Source organism: Delftia sp. NA_296.1, assembly GCF_052692095.1.
This window is the reverse complement of the sequence record NZ_JBQZGF010000014.1, coordinates 36,712-62,712: the sequence shown is the minus strand read 5'-3', so window position 1 is coordinate 62,712 and position 26,001 is coordinate 36,712. Positions and strand designations below refer to the sequence as shown.

26 protein-coding genes are annotated in these 26,001 nt (G+C 64.8%); 11 read left to right on the top strand and 15 right to left on the bottom strand.

Annotated features, from left to right (window positions below; all coding sequences use genetic code 11):
* The first annotated feature begins 4 nt into the window (after positions 1 to 4).
* On the top strand, positions 5 to 502 hold the full coding sequence (locus ACUTR7_RS26820; protein WP_445610217.1) for a MerR family transcriptional regulator: 498 nt from the start codon (positions 5 to 7) through the stop codon (positions 500 to 502).
* A gap of 51 nt (positions 503 to 553) precedes the next feature.
* On the top strand, positions 554 to 1,204 hold the full coding sequence (locus ACUTR7_RS26815; protein ID WP_063328580.1) for an NAD(P)H-dependent oxidoreductase: 651 nt from the start codon (positions 554 to 556) through the stop codon (positions 1,202 to 1,204).
* Here ACUTR7_RS26815 and ACUTR7_RS26810 read toward each other — a convergent pair.
* The 4 genes from ACUTR7_RS26810 to ACUTR7_RS26795 form a co-directional block, all read right to left on the bottom strand.
* Entirely contained in the window at positions 1,188 to 2,351 is a 1,164-nt protein-coding gene (locus ACUTR7_RS26810) for a glycerophosphodiester phosphodiesterase (protein ID WP_445610216.1), read from the bottom strand. The genes ACUTR7_RS26815 and ACUTR7_RS26810 overlap by 17 nt on opposite strands.
* A 72-nt stretch (positions 2,352 to 2,423) precedes the next feature.
* Entirely contained in the window at positions 2,424 to 3,008 is a 585-nt protein-coding gene (gene metW, locus ACUTR7_RS26805) for a methionine biosynthesis protein MetW (protein ID WP_216295436.1), read from the bottom strand.
* Positions 3,005 to 4,153 carry a homoserine O-succinyltransferase MetX gene (gene metX, locus ACUTR7_RS26800; protein WP_445610215.1) on the bottom strand — a complete coding sequence of 383 codons (1,149 nt, stop codon included), beginning with the start codon at positions 4,151 to 4,153 and terminating at the stop codon, positions 3,005 to 3,007. Before metX ends, metW begins: the two co-directional genes overlap by 4 nt.
* Before the next feature lie 106 nt (positions 4,154 to 4,259).
* A complete protein-coding gene (locus ACUTR7_RS26795; RefSeq protein WP_034397481.1) occupies positions 4,260 to 4,838 on the bottom strand; it encodes a TMEM165/GDT1 family protein in 579 nt (192 codons plus the stop codon).
* A gap of 493 nt (positions 4,839 to 5,331) precedes the next feature.
* On the opposite strand from ACUTR7_RS26795, the gene ACUTR7_RS26790 reads away from it, so the two are divergent.
* Positions 5,332 to 5,706 (top strand): RNA recognition motif domain-containing protein, encoded by a 375-nt coding sequence (locus ACUTR7_RS26790; protein WP_012207843.1) that lies wholly within the window; start codon positions 5,332 to 5,334, stop codon positions 5,704 to 5,706.
* A 255-nt stretch (positions 5,707 to 5,961) separates the two neighbouring features.
* Positions 5,962 to 6,495, top strand: coding sequence for an RNA recognition motif domain-containing protein (locus ACUTR7_RS26785; RefSeq protein WP_071953977.1), 534 nt, complete (start codon positions 5,962 to 5,964; stop codon positions 6,493 to 6,495).
* A gap of 104 nt (positions 6,496 to 6,599) precedes the next feature.
* Here ACUTR7_RS26785 and ACUTR7_RS26780 read toward each other — a convergent pair whose 3' ends face one another.
* The 4 genes from ACUTR7_RS26780 to ACUTR7_RS26765 are packed head-to-tail and all read right to left on the bottom strand — an operon-like array spanning position 6,600 to position 9,617.
* On the bottom strand, positions 6,600 to 7,400 hold the full coding sequence (locus tag ACUTR7_RS26780) for an SDR family oxidoreductase (protein WP_099751012.1): 801 nt from the start codon (positions 7,398 to 7,400) through the stop codon (positions 6,600 to 6,602).
* Between the two features lie 41 nt (positions 7,401 to 7,441).
* Entirely contained in the window at positions 7,442 to 8,059 is a 618-nt protein-coding gene (gene lptC / locus ACUTR7_RS26775; protein ID WP_013804806.1) for an LPS export ABC transporter periplasmic protein LptC, read from the bottom strand.
* Positions 8,056 to 8,616: a KdsC family phosphatase gene (locus ACUTR7_RS26770; RefSeq protein ID WP_012207847.1), complete on the bottom strand. Its 561-nt coding sequence runs from the start codon at positions 8,614 to 8,616 to the stop codon at positions 8,056 to 8,058. Before ACUTR7_RS26770 ends, lptC begins: the two co-directional genes overlap by 4 nt.
* Positions 8,616 to 9,617, bottom strand: a complete 1,002-nt coding sequence (locus ACUTR7_RS26765; RefSeq protein WP_216295439.1) for a KpsF/GutQ family sugar-phosphate isomerase — start codon at positions 9,615 to 9,617, stop codon at positions 8,616 to 8,618. The genes ACUTR7_RS26770 and ACUTR7_RS26765 overlap by 1 nt, the downstream gene beginning before the upstream one ends.
* 97 nt (positions 9,618 to 9,714) lie before the next feature.
* Here ACUTR7_RS26765 and ACUTR7_RS26760 point away from each other — a divergent pair, with 97 nt between their 5' ends.
* Entirely contained in the window at positions 9,715 to 10,272 is a 558-nt protein-coding gene (locus ACUTR7_RS26760; protein ID WP_012207849.1) for an adenine phosphoribosyltransferase, read from the top strand.
* Positions 10,273 to 10,289: 17 nt separating this feature from the next.
* Here the strand turns inward: ACUTR7_RS26760 and ACUTR7_RS26755 are convergent, their stop codons facing one another.
* The 7 genes from ACUTR7_RS26755 to rpmH form a co-directional block, all read right to left on the bottom strand.
* A complete protein-coding gene (locus ACUTR7_RS26755; RefSeq protein ID WP_065344995.1) occupies positions 10,290 to 11,042 on the bottom strand; it encodes a hypothetical protein in 753 nt (250 codons plus the stop codon).
* A 176-nt stretch (positions 11,043 to 11,218) separates the two neighbouring features.
* The gene (locus tag ACUTR7_RS26750) at positions 11,219 to 11,698 is read right to left on the bottom strand and encodes a Crp/Fnr family transcriptional regulator (protein ID WP_013804809.1); all 480 of its coding nucleotides are present in this window, start codon (positions 11,696 to 11,698) and stop codon (positions 11,219 to 11,221) included.
* Between the two features lie 219 nt (positions 11,699 to 11,917).
* Positions 11,918 to 13,339 carry a tRNA uridine-5-carboxymethylaminomethyl(34) synthesis GTPase MnmE gene (gene mnmE / locus ACUTR7_RS26745; protein WP_445610214.1) on the bottom strand — a complete coding sequence of 474 codons (1,422 nt, stop codon included), beginning with the start codon at positions 13,337 to 13,339 and terminating at the stop codon, positions 11,918 to 11,920.
* Positions 13,340 to 13,437: 98 nt separating this feature from the next.
* Complete coding sequence (gene yidC, locus ACUTR7_RS26740) at positions 13,438 to 15,150, bottom strand: membrane protein insertase YidC (protein ID WP_013804811.1); 1,713 nt, start codon at positions 15,148 to 15,150, stop codon at positions 13,438 to 13,440.
* On the bottom strand, positions 15,147 to 15,437 hold the full coding sequence (gene yidD / locus ACUTR7_RS26735; RefSeq protein WP_012207854.1) for a membrane protein insertion efficiency factor YidD: 291 nt from the start codon (positions 15,435 to 15,437) through the stop codon (positions 15,147 to 15,149). The genes yidC and yidD overlap by 4 nt, the downstream gene beginning before the upstream one ends.
* Positions 15,434 to 15,943, bottom strand: coding sequence for a ribonuclease P protein component (locus ACUTR7_RS26730; protein WP_012207855.1), 510 nt, complete (start codon positions 15,941 to 15,943; stop codon positions 15,434 to 15,436). Before ACUTR7_RS26730 ends, yidD begins: the two co-directional genes overlap by 4 nt.
* A 58-nt stretch (positions 15,944 to 16,001) precedes the next feature.
* A complete protein-coding gene (gene rpmH, locus ACUTR7_RS26725; protein ID WP_012207856.1) occupies positions 16,002 to 16,136 on the bottom strand; it encodes a 50S ribosomal protein L34 in 135 nt (44 codons plus the stop codon).
* 414 nt (positions 16,137 to 16,550) lie between these two features.
* Between rpmH and dnaA the strand changes: the two genes are divergently transcribed.
* From dnaA to ACUTR7_RS26695, 6 genes are all read left to right on the top strand, one after another.
* Positions 16,551 to 17,957, top strand: a complete 1,407-nt coding sequence (gene dnaA / locus ACUTR7_RS26720; protein ID WP_012201941.1) for a chromosomal replication initiator protein DnaA — start codon at positions 16,551 to 16,553, stop codon at positions 17,955 to 17,957.
* A gap of 121 nt (positions 17,958 to 18,078) precedes the next feature.
* Positions 18,079 to 19,197 (top strand): DNA polymerase III subunit beta, encoded by a 1,119-nt coding sequence (dnaN, locus tag ACUTR7_RS26715; RefSeq protein ID WP_012201942.1) that lies wholly within the window; start codon positions 18,079 to 18,081, stop codon positions 19,195 to 19,197.
* A gap of 202 nt (positions 19,198 to 19,399) precedes the next feature.
* On the top strand, positions 19,400 to 21,979 hold the full coding sequence (gene gyrB / locus ACUTR7_RS26710) for a DNA topoisomerase (ATP-hydrolyzing) subunit B (RefSeq protein WP_445610213.1): 2,580 nt from the start codon (positions 19,400 to 19,402) through the stop codon (positions 21,977 to 21,979).
* Positions 21,980 to 22,132: 153 nt separating this feature from the next.
* The gene (locus ACUTR7_RS26705) at positions 22,133 to 23,761 is read left to right on the top strand and encodes an N-6 DNA methylase (RefSeq protein ID WP_445610212.1); all 1,629 of its coding nucleotides are present in this window, start codon (positions 22,133 to 22,135) and stop codon (positions 23,759 to 23,761) included.
* Positions 23,758 to 25,056, top strand: coding sequence for a restriction endonuclease subunit S (locus ACUTR7_RS26700; RefSeq protein ID WP_445610211.1), 1,299 nt, complete (start codon positions 23,758 to 23,760; stop codon positions 25,054 to 25,056). The genes ACUTR7_RS26705 and ACUTR7_RS26700 overlap by 4 nt, the downstream gene beginning before the upstream one ends.
* A gap of 5 nt (positions 25,057 to 25,061) precedes the next feature.
* Complete coding sequence (locus ACUTR7_RS26695) at positions 25,062 to 25,970, top strand: OST-HTH/LOTUS domain-containing protein (RefSeq protein ID WP_445610210.1); 909 nt, start codon at positions 25,062 to 25,064, stop codon at positions 25,968 to 25,970.
* The last annotated feature ends 31 nt before the right edge of the window (positions 25,971 to 26,001 follow it).

The following is a 26,001-nucleotide window of genomic DNA, read 5'->3' as shown; positions in this document are numbered from 1 at the left end:
CCTCGTGTCATGGGTCGGCGCACCGTTCGAGCGAAGCCAGCGCCGCGATCCGGTCATTGTGCGCCAAGGCGGCACGGACCCCGGACACCCCGCCGCCAACGACTACGATCGCGCCATGTATATCGGAGAACTCGCCCGACGCGCCGGCTGCTCGCCCAAGGCCGTCCGGCTGTATGAATCACGGGGCCTGCTCGGCGCCGTGGCACGGGCAGGCAGCTACCGCATCTATGGCGAGCAGGACCTGGTGCTTGTGCAGCGCATACGCCAGGCGCTGGGACTGGGCTTTCGGCTGGACGAGCTGCACGGCCTGCACCGCATCCATGAGGCCACAAGCTGGGAAGCCCTGGCCCGGCTGCTGCGCGAGCGCAGCAGCCAGGTTCAGGCAGAAATCCGGCGCCTCCAGGCACAGCAGTCCCAGTTGGCGGCGCTGGAGCGCGAACTGCTCGAATGCAGCCTGGAGACGGAAGGTACCCAGGGCGCCTGCGAATCCGCATTGGCCTGAGCCCGGGGCCTGAGCACGGGGCTTGACCCTGCCCCAAGGGGCAAGGCGAACATGGGCTCCATGTCTCCAAGCACCGCCCATCCCCCTGCCGATACGCATCCCCAGCGCATCCTGATCATCCTCGGCCACCCGTCGGCCAGCAGCCTGTGCGCAGGCCTGGCCGACGCCTACGCAAAGGGCGCACGCGACAGCGGCGCCGAGGTACGCCTGCTGCGCCTGGGCGAACTGGACTTCGACCCGCTGCTGCATGCCGGCTACCGCCAGGACCAGCCCCTGGAGCCTGACCTGCAGCGGGCCCAGGCCGACATCCTGTGGGCCAGCCACCTGGCCTGGGCCTATCCCACCTGGTGGGGCGGCCTGCCGGCCTTGCTCAAGGGCTTCATCGACCGCATCTTTCTGCCGGGCTTCGCGTTCAAGTACCGCAAGGGCTCGGTGCTGTGGGACCGGCTGCTGGCCGGCCGCACGGCCGACCTGCTGGTGAGCATGGATTCACCGCCCTGGTACTACCGCTGGGTGGCGCACATGCCGGGCCACCACCAGATGCGCCGCGCCATCCTGGAATTCAGCGGCATCCGGCCCGTGCGCATACACAGCTTCGGCCCCGTGCTCGGCGCCGAGGCCGCCCGTGTGCAGCAGTGGCTGGAGCAGGCGCAGGCAGCAGGCCGGCGCGCGGCGGCGCGCCGTCTCAAGGCTTCGGTTTGAGCAGGTCATCGATGGCCGCGCGCCCCACCGACGGATCGTCGGTGAAGATGCCATCGATGCCCGTGCGCAGAAAATCGTCCATGTCGGCGCGCGCATTGCCGCGCCGGGTGCCGTCCTGTGCGGGCGGCGATTTCAGGCTCAGGGGCAGGAAGGCGTTCTCGGGCCGCAGCGTCCAGGGATGGACCAGCAGCCCCGCACGGTGGGCATCGGCCACCAGTGCCGTGGGCGCGGCATTAGCACCCTGTACCACGGGGATCACCATGCTCTTGCTCGGCCCGATGCCGTTGGCATAGCGCGCAATCTCGGCCAGGCCTGCGGGCGTGACCATGTCGGCATAGCCGGGGCCCGTGCCGCGTGCCACGCTGTCATAGGGCTTGCCCTTGGGCGCCAGCAATTGCACCAGGCGCAGGCTGCTGCGCGCGCGGATCCAGCGCAGGTTCTCGACCTCGAAGGACTGCACGAAGACTGGCGCCTGCGCATGGTTCCAGCCGTTGTCCGCAAGCAGCTTCAGCAGCGCGGGCTCCAGCGGCAGGCCGATGGACTGGAAGTAGCTCGGGTGCTTGGTCTCGGGATAGATGCCTATGGTGCGGTTCGTGCGCGCGCTCTCCGCCTTTGCCAGGTCGATGACCTCCTGCAGCGTGGGCACCTCGAAACGGTCGTTGAACTGCACATTCGCCGGGCGGATTGCCGGGATGCGCTCACGCGCACGCAGCGTCTTCAGCTCGGCCAGCGTGAAATCCTCCACGAACCAGCCCGTGATCGCCTGCCCGTCGATGGTTTTGGTGGTCTTGCGCGCCGCGAACTCGGGACGGTCGGCCACATTGGTGGTGGCCTCCTTGAGGCTGCCGTCGGCCGCGAGGATGGCGATGGCGTTCTCATGCCGCGCCACCAGCACGCCATCGCGCGTGATGACCAGGTCGGGCTCGATGAAGTCGGCGCCCGCGCGTATGGCCTCCCGGTAGGCCTCCAGCGTGTGCTCTGGCCGCAGTGCCGATGCGCCGCGGTGCGCGATCAGCGCGGGCCGGGGAGGCCAGTCCGCGGCCTGCGATGGGGAATTGGCGGCCTGCGGCGTGGCGCAGCCTGCCAGCAGCAGGCCGGCGGCCGCGCCGGCCAGGGCCAGCGCGCAGCGGCGTGGGAAGCGGTTCATGTCTGCCTTTCGGGTTCGCAATCCGTCGATTGTGCGCGCCACCCATGACACGGGCATGGCCCGGACCGCCGCTCAGGCGTGCTCGAAATGGAAGACGGCCGTGCCCGCCCTGAGATTGGGCAGGGTGCGCACGCTGCGGCCATCCTGCAGGCCGAAGGAGTCCAGGATGCGCAGCCGGTTGCGGGTGGCAAGCACCTCGAAGTCCTTGTAGGTGCCCACGCGGATATTGGGCGTGTCATACCACTGGTAGGGCAGGCGCCGCGTCACCGGCATGCGCCCGCGCAGCACGGACAGGCGGTTGGGCCAGTGCGCGAAGTTGGGGAAGGCGACGATGCCCGCGCGCCCGATGCGCGCCGTCTCCTGCAGCATGGTCTCGGCATTGCGCAGATGCTGCAGCGTGTCGATCTGCAGCACCACGTCGAAGCTGTTGTCCTGGAAGATGGCCAGGCCGTCCTCCAGGTTCAGCTGCAGCACGTTCACGCCCCGGCGCACGCAGGCCAGCACATTGGCGTCGTCCAGCTCCACGCCGTAGCCGGTGCAGCCGCGCTCGCGCTGCAGGTGCGACAGCAGGGCGCCGTCGCCGCAGCCCAGGTCGAGCACGCGCGAGCCCTTGGGGATCAGGCGCGCAATCGCCTGCATGGTGTTCAGCTCGGTCATGCGGCCTCCTTGGCGGCTGTCGGGGTTTCCTGGGCGATGTTGTCAAAGTAGGAGCGCATCACCTTCATGTAGCGGGGGTCGTCGAGCAGGAAGGCGTCATGGCCGTGGGGCGCGTCGATCTCGGCGTAGCTGACGTCGCGGTTGTTCTCCAGCAGCGACTTGACCAGCTCGCGGCTGCGCGCGGGGGCAAAGCGCCAGTCGGTGGTGAAGCTCACCAGCAGGAAGCCGGCCTTGGCCACGGACAGCGCCCGGGTCAGGTCGCCGCCATGCGCGCGCGCCGGGTCGAAATAATCGAGCGCACGCGTGATCAGCAGGTAGGTGTTGGCGTCGAAGTAGCTGCTGAACTTCTCGCCCTGGTAGCGCAGGTAGCTCTCGATCTGGAACTCCACGTCCTGCGTGCTGTACTTCAGGTCCAGCCCCTCCCTCAGCTGGCGGCCGAACTTCTGGTTCATCACGTCGTCGCTGAGGTAGGTGATGTGGCCGATCATGCGGGCGATGCGCAGTCCCCGCGCCGGCACCACGCCGTGTTCGTAGAAATGCCCGCCGTGGAAATCCGGATCGGTGACGATGGCGCGGCGCGCCACCTCGTTGAAGGCGATGTTCTCGGCATTGAGGTTGGGCGCGCTGGCCACGACCACGGCGTGGCGCATGCGGTCAGGGTGGCGCAGCGACCACGACAGCGCCTGCATGCCGCCCAGGCTGCCGCCCAGCACGGCGGCCAGCTGGCCAATGCCCATCCGGTCCAGCAGCCGGGCCTGGGCGTCCACCCAGTCCTCCACCGTGACCACGGGGAAGTCGGCGCCATAGATCTTGCCGGTGTCGGGATGCGCGTGCATGGGGCCGGTCGAGCCAAAGCACGAGCCCAGGTTGTTCACGCCGATCACGAAGAACCGGTTCGTATCCACGGGCTTGCCCGGGCCGATCATGTTGTCCCACCAGCCCTCGCTCTTGGCCTGGCCCTCGTAGACGCCTGCCACATGGTGGGAGGCATTGAGCGCATGGCACACCAGCACCGCGTTGCTGCGATCGGCATTGAGCTGCCCGTAGGTCTCGTAGGCGAGGTCGTAGTCCCGGATCGAGCCGCCGCCCTGCAGCGGCAGGGGCTCGTCGAAGTGCATGGTTTGTGGTGTGGCGATGAAGGACATGAAAAAACCCGGCATCGCTAAAAACGAGGCCGGGTTCTCTGGTGTCGTCTTTAGCAGGATTTATAAAGCGCCCGCAAGCAGAAGCAAATCGGCGCATGAAGGCTCATTATGCCAAAACACCCGTCCCCGGAAGGAACAGAGCCAGCACGCCCAGCACCAGGAAGATCACGGCCGACACCACATGCACCAGGCGTATGGGCACGCGCTTGACCAGCTTGTCGCCCAGCCACACCACAGGCGCGTTGGCCAGCATCATGCCCAGCGTGGTGCCGGCCACCACCCACAGGTAGGCGTTGTACTTGGCCGCCAGCATCACGGTGGCAATCTGCGTCTTGTCGCCCATCTCGGCCAGGAAGAAAGCCACCAGCGTGGTGCCGAAGACGCCCCAGCGCGAATGCCCGGAGACCTCGTCCTCGTCGAGCTTGTCGGGGATCAGCATCCAGATCGCCATGGCGATGAAGGACAGGCCCAGGATCCAGCGCATGGCGTTCTCGCCCAGGTAGCTGGTGATCCAGGCGCCCACGGCACCGGCCAGCGCATGGTTGACCAGCGTGGCCACGAAAATGCCCGCAACGATGGGCCAGGGTTTGCGAAAACGCGCGGCGAGCACCAGCGACAGCAGCTGGGTCTTGTCCCCCATCTCGGCAAGTGCGACGACGGAGGTTGAAATCAGGAAGGCTTCCATGGTGTGGGGATTTATCCGGCCGGATAGAGCACGCATTGACCACGCTCCGACTCCGGCCTTTGGATCGGTGCGCGGTCAATGGTCTCGATCGGTCACACGCAGCATTGCACTGCGCGCCGCATACGCCATAGGCCAGCGAAGGCCCAAGTTTGTTGACGCATGCATCCGGCTACTGAGCCGAACGATCTACTCCCCAAAGACTGAGGCGGCGATCATAGCAGCACCCCGATCCGCATGCCGACCACCACTGCCGCCACGGCACTTGCTTATGCGCTGCCGCAATTTCAGGGTTACTCCCAGGGGCATTCTGTGGCGGGCACGACGAATTTTTGCGAAACAGTAATAACGTGCGAAAACTTCTGCCACATAATGGGCAGGCTTTCGTTCGGGCTTCGGCTCAATGAGGGCGAGTGCGTTTGCGTCTCTAACGTTGTCATCCCGTGTTGACTCCCTAGGGCTCCATCGCGTTTTCCAGTTTTTTCAGGAGTCCTCCATGGGCAACAAGCTTTACGTCGGCAACCTGCCGTACACCTTCCGTGACAGCGATCTGGAGCAAGCCTTCAGCGAATTCGGCGCCGTCAACAGCGCCAAAGTGATGATGGAGCGCGACACCGGCCGTTCCAAGGGTTTCGGCTTCGTCGAAATGGGCAGCGATGCCGAAGCACAAGCTGCTATCCAAGGCCTGCACGGCCAAAACCGCGGCGGCCGTGACCTGGTGGTCAACGAAGCCCGTCCGATGGAGCCCCGCGCTCCCCGTAGCGGCGGCTTCGGCGGCGGCTTTGGTGGTGGCGGCGGTGGCGGCGGCTTCGGCGGCGGCAACCGTGACGGCGGCTACGGCGGTGGCGGCGGCCGTCGCAACAGCTACTAAGCACTCGCTTAGAGCTTGCGTTAGCAAAAAAATGGGGCCTTCGGGCCCCTTTTTTGTTGCCAAACGTTATCAGCTTGTGTTTTCGAGCATTTATCTTTTTGATTTTTGTGCTTCATAATTTGGTTTCGGGCAGACCCGTTCGAACGCTATGTGTTTAGGAAGGTTGGACAGGCTCTTGTATACAAAGAACCTGATGTCTGTGCGTCCTGAAGCCGAGCGCAAACCAGTGAGCATTGAGGAGTTGAGGAGTTTTTGATGGGCAATAAGCTTTACGTCGGCAACCTTCCCTATGGTGTGCGTGACAACGACTTGGAGCAGGCATTCAGCCAGTTCGGCGCTGTCACCAGCGCCCGGGTCATGATGGAACGCGACACAGGCCGCTCCAAGGGATTCGGGTTTGTCGAAATGGGCAGCGATGCCGAGGCGCAGGCAGCCGTTCAAGGCATGAATGGCCAGCCATTGGGCGGACGCAGCCTCGTGGTGAACGAAGCGCGCCCCATGGAGCCTCGTCCCCCGCGCTCGGGCGGCTTTGGCGGCGGCGGTGGTGGTGGCGGCTATGGCCGTGGTGATGGCGGCGGCGGTGGCTACGGTGGCGGTGGCCGCGGTGATGGCGGAGGCTACGGACGCAGCGATGGCGGCGGCGGTGGTGGCTATGGCCGTGGTGACGGCGGTGGAGGCGGCGGCTACGGCGGCCGTGGCGATGGTGGTTTCCGCAGCCCCTATGGCTCCGGCCCACGCAATGGCGGCCGTGGCGGCGGCTGGGGAAACAACAATAACAACGGAGAATGAGACCCCGGTCTCCATGTTCTCCCAAACAAGAAAAGGCTCCTTCAGGGAGCCTTTTTTGCGGGTGCAAGTTTATGCATGAACATATTCCCTGAGCACGACGAGCTTCAGGGATTTTTCGAATGACGATGTTTGCGCTTTCGTCCTACAAGCAGCCGATCAAACAAGGGGTTTGGCAGAATTTTCATCAAACGGCCAACCCACGCCATTTGCCAGGGGATGATGGCCAAGCTGCGCCCGGCATCAATGGAACGCCAGGCCCTTGCAGCAAACTCATGGGGTTGCAATAGGAATGGCATGCCATAGCGGTTACCGCGTGTGAGGGGTGTATCTACATAACCAGGAAGCAATGTAGTGACTTTTACGCCACTACTGCGCAATTCACCGCGAAGGCTTTCGCAATAGGCAATGACTGCAGCCTTGCTGGCGCAATAAGCACCATGTCCCGGCAGGCCGCGCAGCCCGGCCACGCTGGCGATACCGACCAACTGCCCGCTGCCACGCCGCACCATGGGCGCGATAAAGGGATGGAAACTGGCCGCCACGCCCATGGTGTTGACGGCCAGCACCTGCTGCATGGTGTCGATATCCTCGCGCATCGAGGTGTCCACACCCCAGCTGACGCCGGCATTGGCAATCACGACATCGGGCAGGCCCTGCTGCTGCTCACAGCGCCGGGCGGCAGCGATGATGCTGTCGGGCACGGCCACATCGGCCTCGTAGATGGCGAAGCGCGGCGCCTCCAGGCCCTGCTGCGCAGCCCATTGCGCCATCACGTCGCCACGCCGGGCAACCAGTGCCAGCGACCAGCCTTGCTGGTAGGCATGCCAGGCCAAGGCCTGGCCTATGCCGCTGGATGCGCCGGTGATGAAGGCCAGCGGTGCCGGGCTGCGCGAGGATGTCGTCATGGCTTGTTCTCCATCGGCAGGCCTGCGCTTGCGCTGGCGCCTTACTTGGTCCTGGACGGCTGCAGGGTGCCGCGCACGCGGCCCTGCAGCTTCATCACCAGATCCAGGTTGCTGTACTGCATGCTGTCGGCCGTGAAACGGTCCTTGTCACGGGTCAGCACCACGGGCTGGTTGGAACTCACTCTTTCCTCGTTGGGCCAGGCGTGAAGGAATTCGCCCTGGAACTGCAACTGCGGCTGCGGTTGTTTACCTGCTGTCACAAATGGCTCGCGCGTGACGACGGCATTGCCAAACATCTGCACCTCGGAACCATCGGCATTGCTCAGCGCCCGCTTGGCGCTGCCGCGCGTGATGCGGCCTTCAGGCGAGACCGCGAACATGCGCACGTTGTCGATTTCGAGGGTGTCGGTATCCGGATAGTGGCGGCCCATGCTGCCCTCGATCTGGCTCTTGAGCCGCCCCGTGGCGTCGAAGCTCTTGATCGAGAAATCCTTCATGAAGTAGTCGGGCTCATGCGCCACGGCCTTTTCGGTGCCGCTGGCCACGGGTTGCGGTGCATTGCGCACCAGCCACCAGGTGCCCAGCGCCAGCAGGCCCATCAGCAGCACGGGCAGGTACAGGGAAAGCCGGTCACCGACGCGGCGCCAAGCCTGGATCATGATGCGTATTCCGCCAGCAGCCCGGCATAGGCGCCACGCGCGGCCAGCAGCAGGTCGCACAGCTGGCGCACCGCCCCTTCGCCACCGCTGCGCGGCGTGATCCAGTCGGCCACGGCCAGCACCTCGTCATGGGCGTTGGCCGGCGCGCAGGCAAAGGCGGAGCGCCGCATCACGGGCAGGTCGGGCCAGTCGTCGCCCATGGCTGCCGCCTGGTGCCACTGCAGGCCCAGCTCGCCCAGAATGGCCTCGGCGGCAGGCACCTTGTCTTCCGTGCCAAAGCGCGCATGCGTGACGCCCAGGTTGCTCAGCCGCAGGCGCAGGGCCGGCGAATCGCGGCCCGTCACCACGGCGGGCGTGATGCCGGCCTTTTGCAGCAGCTTCAGGCCATGGCCGTCCAGCGTGTTGAAGCGCTTGAGCACCTCGCCTTCGCCAGAGAACAGCAGGCCGCCATCGGTGAGCACGCCGTCGACATCGAAGAAGGCCACCCGCACATCCTGTGCCAGCAGCAGCAGTTGTGCGTCCCAGTTCTGCACGGGCGTCAAAGGAGCGCGTGCCATCAGATCACCTTGGCGCGCATCAGGTCGCGGATATGGACCACGCCGCGCAGCTGGCGCTGCGCATCCGCCACCAGCACCGCGGTGATGCCGTGCTCCTCCATCATGCTGGCGGCGTCCACGGCCAGCGCGTCTTCTGCGATGGTGCGGGGCCCCTTGTGCATGACATCGCCGGCCTGCAGCGCGCGCAGGTCGGTGCCGGCCTCCACGCGGCGGCGCAGGTCTCCGTCGGTGAAGATGCCCTGCAGCACGCCTGCCGCATCGACGATGGCCGAGCAGCCCAGGCCCTTGGCGCTCATCTCGCGCATCAGTTCGACAAAGCTGGCGTCGGCCCCGACCTTCGGCAGCTCATCGCCGCTGCGCATGACATCACGCACATGGGTCAGCAGCTTGCGGCCCAGCGCGCCGCCCGGATGGGAGCGCGCAAAGTCCTCGGCGCCAAAGCCCCGCGCATCGAGCAGGGCCACGGCCAGGGCGTCGCCCATGGCCATCTGCGCCGTGGTGCTGGCCGTGGGTGCAAGGTTCAGGGGGCAGGCCTCGCGCTCGACACGGGTGTCCAGCACCCAGTCGGCATGGCGGGCCAGCGTGGATTGCGCGCCGCCGGTCATGGCCACCAGGGGTATGCCCTGGCGCTTGATGGCCGGCAGCAGCGCAGCGAGCTCATCGGCCTCGCCGCTGTTGGACAGCGCCAGCACCAGGTCAATGCCGGTCACCATGCCCAGATCGCCATGGCTGGCCTCGGCCGGATGCACGAAGAACGCAGGCGTGCCCGTGGAAGCCAGGGTGGCGGCCACCTTGCGCCCGACATGGCCGCTCTTGCCCATGCCCATCACGACGACGCGGCCGGACAGCCGCAGGATGCGCTGCACCACTTCGCCGAACACGCCATCAAGGCGCTGCGACATGGCTTGAAGGGCATCGGCCTCGATGCCCAGGGTGTCGCGGGCCAGGCGCAGGGCACGGGGCGTGTCCAGCGCATCCAGGGTGGCAGCATCAGAATTCATCTGGATGATTTTAGGCGGTCTGGCCATCCGGCGGCGGCGGTCGCCATCGGGCGCCTGGGTACACTGGCCCGTCTTCTCCAGCCCCCGATCCAGCGCCATGCATACCACCCCCAGCGTCAACGACTACCTGCGCACGCACATACGCACCGTTCCCGACTGGCCGGCGCCCGGCGTGCAGTTCCGCGACATCACGCCGCTGCTGCAGGACCCGCAGGTCTTTCGCGTGATGACCGACGCCTTCGTGCACCGCTACATGCAGCGCGGCATGCGCCCCGATGTGGTGGCCGGGCTCGATGCGCGCGGCTTCATCCTGGGCGCCGTGGTGGCCCACGAATTGGGCGTGGGATTTGTACCCATCCGCAAAAAGGGCAAGCTGCCCTTCACCACGGTGGAGGAGACCTATGAACTCGAATACGGCAGTGCCACCGTGGAGCTGCACACCGACGCCGTCAAGGCGGGCGACCGCGTGCTGCTGATCGACGACCTGATCGCCACCGGCGGCACCATGATGGCCGGCAAGCGGCTGCTGGAAAAACTCGGCGCCACCGTGATCGAGGGCGCGGCCATCGTGGACCTGCCCGAGCTGGGCGGCTCCACCTTGCTGCGCGATAGCGGACTGCCGCTCTTCACGCTGGTGGATTTCGCCGGCCACTGAGCCAGGCCGCAGCCCGGTCAGCGCAGTTCGCCGTACTGGGTGACACCCAGGTCCAGGTGGTCCAGCGTGCTGTGGGGAAAGTCCGCACCGCGATCGCCTGCGCCCGGCCCGAGCAAGGGGCCCGAGCGGCGCACACCAGCGGGAGCCGCTGCAGCAGAGCCTGCAGAACCCGCTCCCCGCCCGGCTGCGGGCATGGCCGCCACGGCGAGCTTGAAGGCCGCCATTTCCTGATCGTCTATGGGTTCGAACGGCGCCATATCCTGCCTGCGGCGCTGGGGCGCTGCCGCCTCCATCGCGGCCGCCAACGGGACGGCCATGGGCGGGGCGGGACGCGGGGCGCGCGTCGCTGCGGAATGCACCTGGGCTTGGGCCTGGGCTGCAGCGTTCTGGTCGCTGACCCGCCAGTACACGGCCGTCACGACCGCGCCCATGCGGGCCTTGGCCGCCTGGGCCAGCATGGCCTCGATCTCGCTGAGCCGCGCGGTTTCGCTGGCATAGGCCCGCGCCAGGTCCATCATCACCACGAAGCGCTGACCCACGTTGTCCAGCGAGAGCACCTTGAACTTGTAGCTGGCCGACAACACACCGGCACGCACCATGACATCGCGCACCACACCGTAGAGCTGCTCACGGCGCTCGGAACGCTCGCTGCGGCGCCCGCCGGGCCCGGCATCACGACGCGCCACGGCACTGGCCTGGCCATCGTCTCCGGGCGAACCACGGCCCTGCTCCGGCACAGGCTTGCGGGAAAACCAGTTGAACACAGACATGGGGGCTCTCATTGTCACGAATAGTCACAAACTCGCGGCATTGTGCCTGCAACTTTGCGACATTTCGAGCACGGGCGCAGCAAAACCGCTGTATCAATTTGTCGCAGCGCAAAGGCCGGCCTGTCACCGCCCCGCGCCCGCAGAGCGCCCCGCCCCAGGTGCTGCCCGGGAGCCTTTCAGGTACTGGCCACCCGGCGGCGGCTGTCCACCGCACGGCGGGCAAGCACCTGGCCGGCCGCCATGACCAGGGCCAGCGCCACACCGGGCTGGCGATTGCTGAGTTCGGCGAAGCGCATGGCCGTCAGGCACCAAAGCCGTCCCGGCGCAGCCGCCTGCACGGTGGCATGGCGCGCACGGTGGGCGAAGAAGGCGCCCTCGCCCAGGATGGAACCCGGGCCGACGATGGCCAGGCGGATGCGCTCCTTCGCATCCTGGTAGTGCACGCTGAGGCTGCCGGACTCCACGAAGTACAGATTGCGGTCCAGCGAACCTTCGGCAAACAGCAGCTCGCCCGCCGCCAGCATGACCGGCACCAGGTAGGGCGCCAGCAGATCCCATTGCTCCAAGGTCAGCGCGTTCTGCACACCATCGACAGCCACGGCCGACGACATGGCCTGGGCCAGTGGCCGCAAATCATTGTGGGAGGAAGAAGACATGGCGGATCCGGTTCGAAGTGGGCCGCGCACCCGCGCCAGGGCTGCGCCCGGCGGCAGGCAGCGACGAGGGCCGCTGCGGCACGCCGCATGCTAAGCGACGGCAGCGGGCACGCCAATGCCGACAAGCGGGTTTTCGGTGGCAAATTTTGTAGCAAAAGATAAGTATTGCAGCAACTCTGCTGGCTGTGTGAATGGGGTCGGGGCCATCCGGCAGCCCGGTCACTTGCCGATGCAGAAGCTGGAAAAGATCACGCCCAGCAGATCGTCGGAGCTGAATTCCCCGGTGATGGAGTTCAGCGAGACCTGGGCCAGGCGCAGTTCCTCGGCCAGCAAGTCCAGGTGGGCGGCCTGGGCCGCCAGTTGCAGCTCGGCCTCCTGCAGGTGGGCGGCCACGGCCTGCAGCGCCTCCACATGACGCGCGCGTGCTAGGTACAGGCCTTCTGGGGCCGACTGCCAGCCGGCCACGTCCAGCAGGCGCCGGCGCAGGGCATCCAGGCCGTCGCCCGTGCGTGCCGACAGTGCCACGCTGCCTTCACGGCCGCCATGCTCCTGCATCCGGGCGGGTTCCGCGCGATCAGTCTTGTTCCAGACGTCGATGACGGGCACCTGGCGCGGCAGCTTCTGGGCCAGGGTTTCGGCAATGGCGGCATCAGCCGCCAGGTAGTCGTGCTCGCCCATGCGTGTGAGGTCGTGCAGGAAGAGCACGGCATCGGCCGCGGCGATCTCGTCCCAGGCGCGCGCGATGCCGATGCGCTCGACCTCGTCGCTGCTCTCGCGCAGGCCTGCCGTGTCGATCACATGCAGGGGCACGCCCTCGATCTGGATGGTCTGCTGCACCTTGTCGCGCGTGGTGCCGGCAATCGGGGTGACGATGGCCAGCTCCGCACCGGCCAGTGCGTTGAGCAGCGAGCTCTTGCCCGCGTTGGGCTGGCCCGCGATCACGACTTTGATGCCTTCGCGCAACAGCGCCCCCTGGTGGGCGCGCGACAGCACCTGGTCCAGCCTGCCGCGCAGCCGCGCGAGCTGGCCGCTGGCATCGGCCTTTTGCAGGAAGTCGATCTCTTCCTCGGGAAAGTCCAGCGTGGCCTCGACCAGCATGCGCAGGTGCACCAGCGCGTCGCGCAGGCCATGGATTTCCTCGGAAAAAGCGCCCGACAGCGAACGGCTCGCACTGCGCGCGGCGGCCTCGGTGCTGGCGTCGATCAGGTCGGCAATGGCCTCGGCCTGGGCCAGGTCGATCTTGTCGTTGAGAAAGGCACGCTCGGTGAATTCACCGGGCTGGGCCAGGCGCAGGCCCGGCAGCACGCTGCGATGGCCTTCTGCCGAGGCTTGCGCAGCCTCCAGGCAGCGCGCCAGCAGCAGTTGCAGAACGACGGGGCCGCCGTGGGCCTGCAACTCCAGCACATCCTCGCCGGTATAGCTGTGCGGCGCCGGGAAGAACAGGGCCAGGCCGTGGTCGATGGGGCCGCCCTGGGCATCGCGAAACGGCAGATAGGTGGCCTCGCGCGGTTTGAGGTCGCGCCCGCACAGCGCCCGCACCAGCGGCGCCACGCCCTTGCCGGACACACGCACGATGCCCACGGCACCCCGCCCCGGGGCGGTGGCGATGGCGGCGATGGGGTCGTTGTGGCGGGGCAGCATGGATGGAGCTTTCTTGGGAGGGATTTCAGGCCGCCGATGATAGGCCGCCCATGAAAAAGCCCGCCGAAGCGGGCTTTGGAGCCAGGGCCTTCGCAGGCTTACTTGGCCGGCGTGGACTTGCCGAATTTGGGCAGGTTGAACTGCGGCGGCACGCCCATGCGGGTGTTGATGATCCACTGCTGGGCGATGGACAGGATGTTGTTCGTCAGCCAGTACAGCACCAGGCCGGCCGGGAAGAAGAAGAACATCACGCTGAAGACCAGGGGCATGATCCACATCATCTTGGCCTGCATCGGATCCGGCGGAGCGGGGTTCAGCGCGGTCTGCAGCAGCGAGGACAGGGTCATCAGCACGGGCAGGATGAACAGAGGATCCTTGGCCGACAGGTCGGTGATCCAGCCGATCCAGGGCGCGTTGCGGATTTCCACGCTGGACAGCAGCACCCAGTACAGCGCGATGAATACCGGGATCTGGATGATGATGGGCAGGCAGCCGCCCATGGGGTTGACCTTTTCCTCGCGGTAGATGCGCATCATCTCCTGCTGCATCTGCTGGGGCTTGTCCTTGAGGCGCTCACGCATTTCCATGATGCGCGGGTTGATGGCCTTCATCTTGGCCATCGAGGAGTAGGCCTTGGCATTGAGCCAGTAGAAGGCGATCTTCAGCAGCAGCACCAGGGCCACGATGGACCAGCCCCAGTTGCCCAGGAAGCCGTGCAGCTTGTCCAGCAGCCAGTACAGCGGCTTGGCCAGGATGGTCAGCCAGCCATAGTCCTTGACCAGCTCCAGCCCGGGCGCCAGCGATTCCAGGCGCTTTTCGATCTGGGGACCGGCGAACAGGCGCGCTTCCACGCTCTTGCTCTGGCCAGGCTCGATGGTACCCACCGGCGTGATCATGCCGACGGCGTAGAGGTTGTTGTCCACCTTGCGCAGGAAGTTGTCGCGCTGGATGCCTTCGGCCAGCAGCCAGGCGCTGGCGAAGTAATGCTGGACCATGGCCACGTAGCCGCCCGTGGACGACTTCTCGACGCTGGCCTTGCCGCTCTCGATGTCCTTGAACTCGACCTTCTGGTACTTCTTCTCGTCGGTGTAGACGGCCGGGCCCGTGAAGGTGGAGTACATGGTGGACTGTTCGCCTTCGGGCTTGTTGCCGTCGCGCACCAGTTGCAGGTACAGCTGCGGGCTCACGGCCGCCGTGCCGGTGTTCACCACTTCATGGCGCACGCCGATGTCATAGGCGCCGCGCTTGAGCGTCCAGATCTTGACCAGCTTCACGCCACCCATGTCGGGCGACTCGAAGCGCAGTTCCATCTGGTCCTCGCCGTCCTTGAGCTCGCGCGCGCCGGGCAGCGCGGTCATGGTCGTCTTGTGCGTGGGGAAACCGCCGCCGATCAGGCCCGACTGGCCCAGGTACACGCGGTGCACGCTCTCGTCGAACAGCACCACGGGCTTGTCCTTGTGCACGGAATCCGCGTACTTGAGCAGTTCGGCATGGCGCAGCGTGCCGCCCTGACTGTCGAAAGTCAGGCGCAGCACGTCGGTGCTGATGGTGACGTTCTGGCGCGGGGCTGCCTCGGGCGCGGCGGCCGCGCCGCCAGGCACTTCGCCGGCACCGGCTGTTGCCGCAGCAGCCGCCGAGGGCACGCTGGCATCGCCGGGCGCCTTGCCCGTTTCAGGTGCCGGGGCCGTGGCGACGGCAGGCGCGGGGAAAAAAGTGGCCTTCTTGCCGCTGTGCACTTGCCATTTGTCCCATAGCAAGACCAGCGAAAAGCCAAATATCACCCACAGGATGGTGCGGCGAATATCGTTCATGAAGACTTCTTAGGTGAGGAAGGTTGGGTGTTTTCGGGCGCAGCCGTCAGGCTGGTGAACAGCCTGGGCTTTTGCTCTGGCACAGGGTCATGCCCCCCGTCACACCACGGATGACAGCGCGCCAGGCGGCGCAGCGTCAGGTAGGAGCCTACCGCAGCGCCGTGTTGCTCCAACGCTTCAAGGGAATAGGCCGAGCAGGTGGGCGTGAAGCGGCAGGCCGAGCCCAGCCAGGGACTGAGCATCAGCCGATAGCCGCGCACCAGCGCCATCAGCAGCCGCTGCATCATGGCGCAACCCCGATGCTCTCGCCAGCGGCTGCGGCGCGTTCCTGTGCGGGCTGCGGCAGCTCGGGCGCAGGCTGCGACAGGCGTTTCGCCGCATAGGCGAACAACTGCTGCAGCTCGGCGCGCACGGCCTGCCGGAGCACATCAGAAGTGGCGCTCACGAACTGGCGCCGGTCAAAGCCCGAGCGCAGCCGCACCACATGGGCGCCTTGGAGCATCAGGGTCTCATGCTCGCTGCCCACGGCATAGATCTGCCGCTTGATGGTGTGTCGCGTCACCGAGCGGCGCGCCCAGCGCTTGGGCACCATGGCGCCCAGCCAGGCATCCTGGCGCACGGCGCCAACGCCGAACAGGGCCTGCGGGTCTTGCGACCCGGGCCCTGTCGGTGGCGCCATGGCGCCGCCCTGCTCCGTCAGAACGAGACGGTGCAGGGCGAAATGCGCGGTACGCGATACCGTACCGGCAGCCATGGCGGCCTGAAACTGCGGACGTGTTTTCAGCCGTTGCATGCCAGCACCCCGTTCAGGGGTTCAGTGCAGCGAGCAAACCGCCCAGCAATGGCTGGCCTTAGACGGCCAGACGCTTGCGGCCCTTGGCGCGGCGAGCGTTGATCACGGCGCGGCCGCCCTTGGTCTTCATGCGGACCAGAAAGCCGTGGGTGCGGGCGCGACGGGTCTTGGAGGGTTGGTAAGTACGTTTCATGTTGGTTCCTAGAGAAGGTTCAGTTTTGCACCGGTCCCGTATCCGGCACGCTACACGCAGTGCAGCCAGCAGCCGCCACAAAGGCAAACCGCCAGGCCACCTGCCAAAAATCTGCACGATGCACTTGCCATGTGCAGCCCAAGGAGCAACCCCGAGAGGTTTCGCCCAAGGCCGCCAGCGGCAGCATGCAGACCCGATGCAGACGGGCGGGACATATCACCCTGAACACATTCAGGGAAACCCGCGATTATCACAGCGTTGTCCACTTGATGCAATGCCCTTCGAACCCGAAGGATGCCTGCCCATTTTGCGACAAGGCGGAGGACAAGCTCCTGATATTTTGTGGATAACTTCCGCAAAAGCTACAATGGCAGCCTCGCAACAGTTCCTCCTATCCACAACTAGACTTCGACAATGACAGAGGAACCTACGAACGATGCAGGCCAGGGCCTGTGGCAAGTCTGCGTTGAGCAACTGGGGCAGGAAATGCCCGAACAGCAGTTCAACACCTGGATCAAGCCCCTGACCGCGCACGTCGCCGAAGACTTCTCCAAAGTCACCGTCTACGTGGCCAACCGCTTCAAGCTCGACTGGATCCGCGCCCAATATGCAGGCCGCATCTCGGCCATGCTGGAGTCGCTCTATGGCCAGCCGGTGACGCTTGAGTTGGCACTCGCTCAGCGGGAAAGCGTTGTGCGGACTTACGTCCGCCCCTCCTCCAGCGAGCGCTCGGCCCCGCCGGAAACCATCGTCACCTCGGTGCCCACGGTCACCAGCGAAGACGCGGCAGCGCCCGTCTTTCGCACGCGCCTGAACGCCGCGCTGACCTTCGAGACCCTGGTGGAAGGTACGGCCAACCGCATGGCACGCTCGGCCGCCATGCATGTGGCGGGCTCGCCCGGACACCTGTACAACCCGCTGTTCATCTACGGCGGCGTGGGCCTGGGCAAGACCCACCTGGTGCATGCCGTGGGCAACAAGCTGCTGGCCGACAAGCCCGACGCCAAAGTTCTCTACATCCATGCCGAGCAGTTCGTCTCGGATGTGGTCAAGGCCTACCAGCGCCGCACCTTTGACGAATTCAAGGAGCGTTACCACTCGCTGGATCTGCTGCTGATCGACGACGTGCAGTTCTTCGCCAACAAGGATCGCACGCAGGAGGAGTTCTTCAACGCCTTCGAGGCGCTGCTGGCCAAGAAGAGCCACATCGTGATGACCTCGGACACCTATCCCAAGGGTCTGGCGAACATCCACGAGCGGCTGGTATCGCGCTTCGACTCCGGGCTGACGGTGGCCATCGAGCCGCCCGAGCTGGAGATGCGCGTGGCCATCCTGATCAACAAGGCCCGCGCCGAGAACGCCGAGATGCCCGAGGAAGTCGCCTTCTTCGTGGCCAAGAACGTGCGCTCCAACGTGCGCGAGCTCGAAGGCGCGCTGCGCAAGATCCTGGCCTATTCGCGCTTCAACCAGAAGGAAGTCTCCATCCAGCTGGCCCGCGAGGCCCTGCGTGATCTGCTGTCCATCCAGAACCGCCAGATCAGTGTGGAGAACATCCAGAAGACGGTGGCCGATTACTACAAGATCAAGGTGGCCGACATGTACAGCAAGAAGCGCCCGGCCAGCATCGCCCGGCCGCGCCAGATTGCCATGTACCTGGCCAAGGAATTGACCCAGAAGAGCCTGCCCGAGATCGGCGAGCTGTTCGGCGGGCGCGACCACACCACCGTGCTGCACGCGGTGCGCAAGATCGCTGGCGAACGCCAGCAACTGACCGAGCTGAACCAGCAGCTGCACGTGCTGGAGCAAACTCTCAAAGGTTGATGAAAACTCCCCCATTCTGGTCGTATGTACGCGGCAAAATGGGGGATTCGAGCGGCAAGAGGGGGCTCATTTGTGAGCCGCCGCTCCTACCGAGACCCGCATCCTTAAATCAGAGGTTGACATGATCGTCCTGAAAGCCACACAAGACAAAGTTCTCGCGGTCCTGCAATCGGTGTCCGGCATCGTCGAACGCCGCCACACGTTGCCCATCCTGGCCAACGTGCTGATCAAGAAGACCGGCAACGCATTGCAGCTGACCACCAGCGACCTGGAAATCCAGATCCGCACCACCGCCGAGCTCGGCGGCGATACCGGCGACTTCACCACCACCGTGGGCGCGCGCAAGCTGATCGACATCCTCAAGACCATGCCCGGCGACCAGACCGTGAGCCTGGAGACCCAGCAGGCCAAGATGGTGCTCAAGGGCGGCAAGAGCCGCTTCACGCTGCAGACCCTGCCGGCCGAGGACTTCCCGCTGGTGCAGGAGGCTGCGGCCTTCGGCCCTTCCTTCAGCGTGCCGCAGAAGGTGCTCAAGGACCTGCTGGGCCAGGTCTCCTTCGCCATGGCCGTGCAGGACATCCGCTACTACCTCAACGGCATCCTGTTCGTGGCCGAGGGCAAGCAGCTGTCCCTGGTGGCCACCGATGGCCACCGTCTGGCCTTTGCAAGCAGCCAGCTGGACGTGGAAGTGCCCAAGCAGGAAGTGATCCTGCCGCGCAAGACCGTGCTGGAGCTGCAGCGCCTGCTGTCGGATGCCGGTGGCGAGAACCAGCCCCACATCGAGATGCAGTTCGCCAACAACCAGGCCAAGTTCACCTTTGGCGGCATGGAGTTCGTGACCAAGCTGGTCGAGGGCAAGTTCCCCGACTACAACCGTGTCATCCCGCGCAACCACACCAACAGCGTGACCCTGGGCCGCGCCCCGCTGCTGGCCAGCCTGCAGCGCACGGCCATCATGACCAGCGACAAGTTCAAGGGCGTGCGCCTGACGGTGGAGCCCGGCACCTTGCGCGTGGCGTCCAACAACGCCGAGCAGGAAGAGGCCATGGACGAGCTGGACATCGACTACGGTGGCGACACCATCGAGATCGGCTTCAACGTCACCTACCTGATCGACGCCCTGTCCAACATGAGCCAGGACATGATCAGGATCGACCTGCAGGACGGCAACAGCTCGGCCCTGCTGACCATCCCCGAGAACGACAGCTTCAAGTACGTCGTGATGCCCATGCGCATCTGACCGCGCGCCACACGACACCGATGCCTGACACATTGCGCAACCCCTGCACCCGCCGCCCGGTGGCACAAGCCGGTGCACGGTGCGCAACCACCCTACCCGACTCGTAGCCCGCAGCGCGCGTCCCTACGCACCGCGCCAGCGGCCGAATCGAACATTTTCAAGCGAAGCGACAGCTTCCGACGGAACTACCCCAGGGCCTTCCATGACCGACGAGAACAAGCCAGAAAACCAGACCATTGCCCCCGAAGGCTCAGACTCCAGCGGCTATGGCGAAGGTGCGATCCAGATCCTCGAAGGCCTGGAGGCCGTGCGCAAGCGCCCCGGCATGTACATCGGCGATACCTCCGATGGCACGGGCCTGCACCACCTGGTCTTCGAAGTGGTGGACAACTCCATCGACGAAGCCCTGGCCGGCTACTGCGACGACATCCTGGTCACCATCCATGCCGATGGCTCCCTGTCCGTCATCGACAACGGCCGCGGCATCCCCACGCGCGTGAAGATGGACGACAAGCACGAGCCCAAGCGCTCGGCGGCCGAGATCGCCCTCACCGAACTGCACGCGGGCGGCAAGTTCAACCAGAACAGCTACAAGGTCTCGGGCGGCCTGCACGGCGTGGGCGTGTCCTGCGTGAACGCGCTGTCCATCTGGCTCAAGCTCAACGTGCGCCGCGACGGCGAGGTCTACGAAATCGACTTCTCGCGCGGCCACGTGCAGAACCGCCCGATCGAGATCGTGGACGGCGTCGAGGTCTCGCCCATGCGCGTGGTCGGCAAGAGCGACAAGCGCGGCACCAAGGTCCACTTCCTTCCCGACACGGAAATCTTCACGCAGAACCATGAGTTCCGCTACGAGATCCTGGCCAAGCGCCTGCGCGAACTGTCCTTCCTGAACAACGGCGTGCGCATCCGCCTCAAGGACGAGCGCGACGGCCGCGAAGACGACTTCTCCGGCGCCGGTGGCGTCATGGGCTTCGTGCAGTTCATCAACGCCAACAAGAAGGTGCTGCATCCCACGGCCTTCCACGCCAACGGCACGCGCCCGGCGGAAAGCTACGGCGGCATCCCCGGCACCGAGATCGGCGTCGAAGTCGCCATGCAGTGGAACGACAGCTATGCCGAGCAGGTGCTGTGCTTCACCAACAACATCCCGCAGCGCGACGGCGGCACCCACCTGACGGGCCTGCGCGCCGCCATGACGCGCGTGATCGGCAAGTACATCGAGCAGAACGAACTGGCAAAGAAGGCCAAGGTCGAGGTCAGCGGTGACGACATGCGCGAAGGCCTGTGCTGCGTGCTGTCCGTGAAGGTGCCCGAGCCCAAGTTCAGCAGCCAGACCAAGGACAAGCTGGTCTCCAGCGAAGTGCGCGCGCCCGTGGAAGACATCGTCGCCAAGGCGCTGACCGACTACCTGGAAGAAAAGCCCAACGACGCCAAGATCCTGTGCAGCAAGATCGTCGATGCCGCGCGTGCCCGCGAGGCCGCGCGCAAGGCCCGCGAGATGACGCGCCGCAAGGGCGTGCTCGACGGCATGGGCCTGCCCGGCAAGCTGGCCGACTGCCAGGAAAAGGATCCGGCGCTGTGCGAGATCTACATCGTCGAGGGTGACTCCGCCGGCGGCTCCGCCAAGCAAGGTCGCGACCGCAAGTTCCAGGCCATCCTGCCGCTGCGCGGCAAGATCCTGAACGTGGAAAAGGCCCGCTACGAAAAGCTGCTGACCAGCAACGAAATCGTCACCCTGATCACGGCCCTGGGCACCGGCATCGGCAAGGCCACGGCCGAATCGGGCAAGAGCGGCAGCGACGATTTCGACCCCAACAAGCTGCGCTACCACCGCATCATCATCATGACCGACGCGGACGTGGACGGCGCCCACATCCGCACCCTGCTGCTGACCTTCTTCTACCGCCAGATGCCGGACCTGGTCGAGCGCGGCCACATCTACATCGCCCAGCCGCCGCTGTACAAGGTCAAGAACGGCAAGGAAGAGCTGTACATCAAGGACGGCCCCGCGCTCAACCAGTACCTGCTGCGCATCGCGCTGATGAATGCCAGCGTCAGCACCGGCGGTGCCAACCCGCGCACGCTGGACGGCGAGGAACTTGCCAAGCTGGCCAACATGCACCTGGCCGCCGAGACCGTCATCGACCGCCTGTCCAACTTCATGGATGCCGAGGCCCTGCGCGCCATCGCCGACGGCGTGCAGATCACGCTGGACAGCATCGAGGCGGCCCAGGCCTGCGCCCCCATCCTGGAGGCCAAGCTGCGCGAGTTGACCACCACGGGCGTGCCCGCCGAGGTCACGGCCGAAATCGACCCGGTCTCCGAAAAGCCCGTGCTGCGCATCAGCCGCCACCACCACGGCAACATCAAGAGCTCCATCCTCACCCAGGAGTTCGTGCGCAGCCACGACTACGCCGCACTGGCCGACGAAGCCCAGAACTTCAACGGCCTGCTGGGCGAAGGCGCCAAGGTCACGCGTGGCGAGGGCGAAAAGGCCAAGAGCGACAAGGCCGGCGACTTCCGGCAGGCCATGCAATGGCTGCTGCACGAGGCCGAACGCACCACGGCCCGCCAGCGCTACAAGGGCCTGGGCGAAATGAACCCCGAGCAGCTGTGGGAAACCACCATGGACCCCACCGTCCGCAGCCTGCTGCAGGTGCAGATCGGCGACGCCATCGAGGCCGACCGCGTGTTCACCATGCTCATGGGCGACGAGGTGGAGCCGCGCCGGGACTTCATCGAGACGAATGCGTTGCGGGCGGGCAATATCGACGTGTAGGCCGCCTATAAGGCGACACATTACGTGAAAATTTGAGACCCATAAGTTGGGAAACTTATGGGTCTTTTGCCATTAATTGGCAATCTCCATTGCTTTCCATCCGAGGCGCTCCCAGACAGCTTCGCGCCTCTTGCACCGGTAATACACAGAGACATGGCCAACCAGCTAACCCTAGAAACCCTCGAATCCTGGCTCTGGGAGTCCGCCAACATCCTGCGCGGCTCCATCGACTCCTCGGACTTCAAGAACTACATCTTCGGCCTGCTGTTCCTCAAGCGCTTCAACGATGTATTTGAAGAGCGTGTGCGACATCTCCAGCAAGTGGAGCACCTGAGCGAGGTGGATGCCGTGCTTGAGGTCCAGGACAAGTGGGGATCGTTCCCCAAGAACGCGCGCTGGCCCAGCCTGATCGCCCGCACCGAGAACATTGGCGAGGCATTGGACAAGGCCTTCTCGGACATCGAGCAATACAACACCGAACTGCAATACGTGCTGACAGCCACGCAGTACGGCGACAAGCGCGTGCTGTCCGATGCCACGCTGCAGCGCCTGCTGCGCCATTTCAACCAGTACAAGCTGGGCAATGCCGACCTCTACAAGGCCGACATGCTGGGCGATGCCTACGAGTACCTCATCAAGCAGTTTGCCGACGATGCCGGCAAGAAGGGCGGCGAGTTCTACACGCCCAAGGCCGTGGTGCAGCTGGTGGTGGAGCTCATCGACCCGCAACCCGGCCACAGCGTGTACGACCCCACCTGCGGCAGCGGCGGCATGCTGGTGGAGAGCGCACACCACATCGCCAAGCTGCCCGGCGGCACGCTGATCGGCGACCGCCCCAACGCCCTGCTCTACGGCCAGGAAAAGAACCTGGGCACCTGGGCCATCGCCAAGCTCAACCTCTACCTGCACAACATGCGGGCCGAAATCGAGCGTGGCGACACTCTGGTGGAGCCCAAACACCTGGACAACGGCTACCTCAAGACCTTCGACCGCGTCATTGCCAATCCGCCGTTCTCGGCCAAGGCTTGGTGGACGCCGCTGGAGCTGGAGAGCGAAGCCAAAAAAGAGAGCGAAGACAAGGAGCCCAAGAAAAAGCCCAAGTCGCCCAACTACAAGGAGGTCAGCGACCCCTTCGGCCGCTTTTCCTACGGCGTGCCGCCACGCGGCTATGCCGACCTGGCCTTCGCCCAGCACATGCTGGCCAGCCTGAAGGCCGATGGCCGAATGGGCATCATCCTGCCGCACGGCGTGCTGTTCCGCAGCGGCGAAGAGGGCAAGATTCGCGAGGGCCTGCTGTTCGGCACCGATGCCGCCAGCGGTCGCCAACCGGGCGACCTGATCGAGGCCATCGTCGGCTTGCCGTCCGCACTGTTCTACAACACCGGCATCCCGGCCTGTGTGCTGGTCCTGAACAAGCGCAAGCCCGCCGCGCTCCAAGGCAAGGTCATCATCATCGACGCCAGTCGCGACTACCTGGAGGGCAAGGCTCAGAACAGCCTGCGCCCCGAGGACATCGAACGCATTGCAAAGACGCACAAGGCGGCCTTCGAGCAGCAGACCGAGGTGGAGAACTACTGCCGTGTGGTCACGCTCGACGAAATCCTCAGTAACGACGGGAACCTCAATATTGCCCGCTATATCGACAATGGGGAGATTGAAGAAATCGTCAATGTAGCGGCTACTTTGGCGCAACTGACAACGCTGGCAGAAGAAGAGTCGAAGATTGATGCGCGCTTGAACGGCTACTTGGCGGAACTGGGGTTGTTGGAGAGCGCGGCATGATTCCGACAGACGAAACAACCCCTAAGCCAATTGACCCCCCTAGCCAATGGTTGGCAACTACGCTCGGAAGCGAGGTCGAGTCAATCGTCGGCGGAGGAACGCCATCGAAGGATGTCGCGGACTACTGGGGAGGCGACATACCTTGGGCAAGTGTCAAAGACCTAACTAGCACCAGACTGCATCGGACTCAGGATTACATAACTTCAAAAGCCATTGAAAGCAGCGCGACAAATCTGATCCCGGCAGGTACGTTGATAACGCCAACGAGAATGGCTCTCGGTAGGGTCGCCATGTTCGACTGCGATGTTGCGATTAACCAAGACTTGAAGGCGATATTTCCTAAAGCCACGTTGGCAAAGGAGTACCTGCTTCATTGGTTTCAAGACAATGCCGAACGCATTGATGCGGCAGGAACGGGGTCAACCGTAAAAGGGATCAGGCTGGAAGCGTTGAAGAATTTTTCTCTATTGCTTCCACCACTTAATGAGCAGACCAAGATTGCCGCCATCCTGACAGCCGTAGACGACAAGCTGGACGTGCTTGCGCGCCAGATTGAAGCCACCCAGATCCTCAAGCAGTGCCTGATGCAGACGCTGTTCAGCCGGGGTGTTGGCGCCCAAGATGCCCACGGTCGCTGGGCGCCGCACACCGAATTCAAGGACAGCAACCAAGGGTGCATTCCCGTGAACTGGACAATGCAGACTCTAGAGCAAGTCGCAGTCGTTGAGAGAGGTAAGTTCTCTGCGCGCCCGCGCAACGATCCAAGATACTTCAATAGTGGCGACGTTCCATTCATTCAGACAGGCGATGTTGCCAACGGTGGTCGCATCCTCTCCACAGCTTCACAGTTTTTAAACAAAGCGGGCCTGGGCGTCAGCAAACTTTTTGAAGCTGGCACCATCTTTCTGACCATTGCTGCCAACATTGGAGATGTGGCAATTGCAGCTGTTCCCATGGCGTGTCCTGACAGTGTTGTGGGCATACGGGCAATTGACGATGCTTGCGATCCTGCATGGCTTTACTACCTATTGGCAGCGAACAAGGGGTACTTCGACAGCAGGGCAACTCAGAATGCCCAGAAGAACATCAACCTCCAAGTTCTGCGTCCCTTTGCCTTCGCATTGCCACCACTCGCCGAGCAGGTGCAGATCGGCAGGACCTTGACCGCTGTGGATAAGAAGCTGGAATGCATGGCAACGCGTCGCCTCCACTACCAAGCGCTCAAACGCGGCCTCATGCAAAAGCTCCTGACCGGTGAATGGCGCGTCAAGGTCGGCACCGCCATGGCCGCCTGACTCCCATGGACGCAGCAGCGACGCCAAACGCCAGCACTTGCCTAGCCGAGCTGCAGCGCGCCGCGCAGCACAAGCTGGGCGGCTGCCTGCTGCGCCTGCAGCAGTACGAGCGGCTGCTGAAGGCTATGGTGGTCAGCATGAATCTGGAAGGGGAGCCGGCCCAGTTCAAGGCCACGCGAGACGCCCAGGTGGCAAATGTCCAGAAGACGACCCTGGGCGGGCTGGTAAGTCTCTTCACCGGGACGTATCTGCATACAGAGGACAACGCGGCCGCATCGGAGCAGGAGACGGACACTTCCCCCGGCGACAGGCTCTGGGTCAGCTACCAGCAACGCATGGTGATGAGCGCCGAGTGCCATGAGGCGATCAAGGTCGAGCTCAAGGAGTTGGTGGACCTGCGCAACGAGCTGGTGCACCACCTGCTGGAGCGCTTCGACCTGGGCCAGCTCGACCGCTGCGAAGCCGCCGTGGCCTACCTGGATGCCAGCCGGGCGACCATCGACAGGCACTACCAGACGCTGCGCAACTGGGCCGAGCAGATGGACCATGCGCGGACCCTGATGGCGTCCTTCATGGGCAGTGGCGCCTTTAAAGACCTGCTATTCGACGCAATCACACCTGCCGGTCAAGTGCATTGGCCCGCAAGCGGCATCGTGGCCAGCCTGCGCGAGGCGGAACAGGCACTAGTCGCATCGGGCGGCAAGGAGAACTGGATCGTGCTGAACGCTGCCATCGCCTGGATCGCCCGGCAGCATCCGGACCAGATGCCCAAACGCTACGGTTGCAGTAGCTGGCGGCAGGTGCTGCATGAAAGCCGACAGTTCGAGGTGATGAAGAAGACACCGACGCCCGCCCAAGGCGCCGGCCCCACAACAGGCACAGTGGTTTGCTACCGTAGCCGCCGGGAGGAATAACCCAATGAACCACACGCTGCAAGCCCAGATC

Coding starts and splice junctions, on each gene's coding strand:
- ACUTR7_RS26815 (WP_063328580.1), top strand. CDS start 554: ATGGGCTCCATGTCTCCAAGCACCGCCCATCCCCCTGCCGATACGCAT.
- ACUTR7_RS26810 (WP_445610216.1), bottom strand. CDS start 2,351: ATGAACCGCTTCCCACGCCGCTGCGCGCTGGCCCTGGCCGGCGCGGCC.
- metW (WP_216295436.1), bottom strand. CDS start 3,008: ATGACCGAGCTGAACACCATGCAGGCGATTGCGCGCCTGATCCCCAAG.
- metX (WP_445610215.1), bottom strand. CDS start 4,153: ATGTCCTTCATCGCCACACCACAAACCATGCACTTCGACGAGCCCCTG.
- ACUTR7_RS26795 (WP_034397481.1), bottom strand. CDS start 4,838: ATGGAAGCCTTCCTGATTTCAACCTCCGTCGTCGCACTTGCCGAGATG.
- ACUTR7_RS26790 (WP_012207843.1), top strand. CDS start 5,332: ATGGGCAACAAGCTTTACGTCGGCAACCTGCCGTACACCTTCCGTGAC.
- ACUTR7_RS26785 (WP_071953977.1), top strand. CDS start 5,962: ATGGGCAATAAGCTTTACGTCGGCAACCTTCCCTATGGTGTGCGTGAC.
- ACUTR7_RS26780 (WP_099751012.1), bottom strand. CDS start 7,400: ATGACGACATCCTCGCGCAGCCCGGCACCGCTGGCCTTCATCACCGGC.
- lptC (WP_013804806.1), bottom strand. CDS start 8,059: ATGATCCAGGCTTGGCGCCGCGTCGGTGACCGGCTTTCCCTGTACCTG.
- ACUTR7_RS26770 (WP_012207847.1), bottom strand. CDS start 8,616: ATGGCACGCGCTCCTTTGACGCCCGTGCAGAACTGGGACGCACAACTG.
- ACUTR7_RS26765 (WP_216295439.1), bottom strand. CDS start 9,617: ATGAATTCTGATGCTGCCACCCTGGATGCGCTGGACACGCCCCGTGCC.
- ACUTR7_RS26760 (WP_012207849.1), top strand. CDS start 9,715: ATGCATACCACCCCCAGCGTCAACGACTACCTGCGCACGCACATACGC.
- ACUTR7_RS26755 (WP_065344995.1), bottom strand. CDS start 11,042: ATGTCTGTGTTCAACTGGTTTTCCCGCAAGCCTGTGCCGGAGCAGGGC.
- ACUTR7_RS26750 (WP_013804809.1), bottom strand. CDS start 11,698: ATGTCTTCTTCCTCCCACAATGATTTGCGGCCACTGGCCCAGGCCATG.
- mnmE (WP_445610214.1), bottom strand. CDS start 13,339: ATGCTGCCCCGCCACAACGACCCCATCGCCGCCATCGCCACCGCCCCG.
- yidC (WP_013804811.1), bottom strand. CDS start 15,150: ATGAACGATATTCGCCGCACCATCCTGTGGGTGATATTTGGCTTTTCG.
- yidD (WP_012207854.1), bottom strand. CDS start 15,437: ATGATGCAGCGGCTGCTGATGGCGCTGGTGCGCGGCTATCGGCTGATG.
- ACUTR7_RS26730 (WP_012207855.1), bottom strand. CDS start 15,943: ATGCAACGGCTGAAAACACGTCCGCAGTTTCAGGCCGCCATGGCTGCC.
- rpmH (WP_012207856.1), bottom strand. CDS start 16,136: ATGAAACGTACTTACCAACCCTCCAAGACCCGTCGCGCCCGCACCCAC.
- dnaA (WP_012201941.1), top strand. CDS start 16,551: ATGACAGAGGAACCTACGAACGATGCAGGCCAGGGCCTGTGGCAAGTC.
- dnaN (WP_012201942.1), top strand. CDS start 18,079: ATGATCGTCCTGAAAGCCACACAAGACAAAGTTCTCGCGGTCCTGCAA.
- gyrB (WP_445610213.1), top strand. CDS start 19,400: ATGACCGACGAGAACAAGCCAGAAAACCAGACCATTGCCCCCGAAGGC.
- ACUTR7_RS26705 (WP_445610212.1), top strand. CDS start 22,133: ATGGCCAACCAGCTAACCCTAGAAACCCTCGAATCCTGGCTCTGGGAG.
- ACUTR7_RS26700 (WP_445610211.1), top strand. CDS start 23,758: ATGATTCCGACAGACGAAACAACCCCTAAGCCAATTGACCCCCCTAGC.
- ACUTR7_RS26695 (WP_445610210.1), top strand. CDS start 25,062: ATGGACGCAGCAGCGACGCCAAACGCCAGCACTTGCCTAGCCGAGCTG.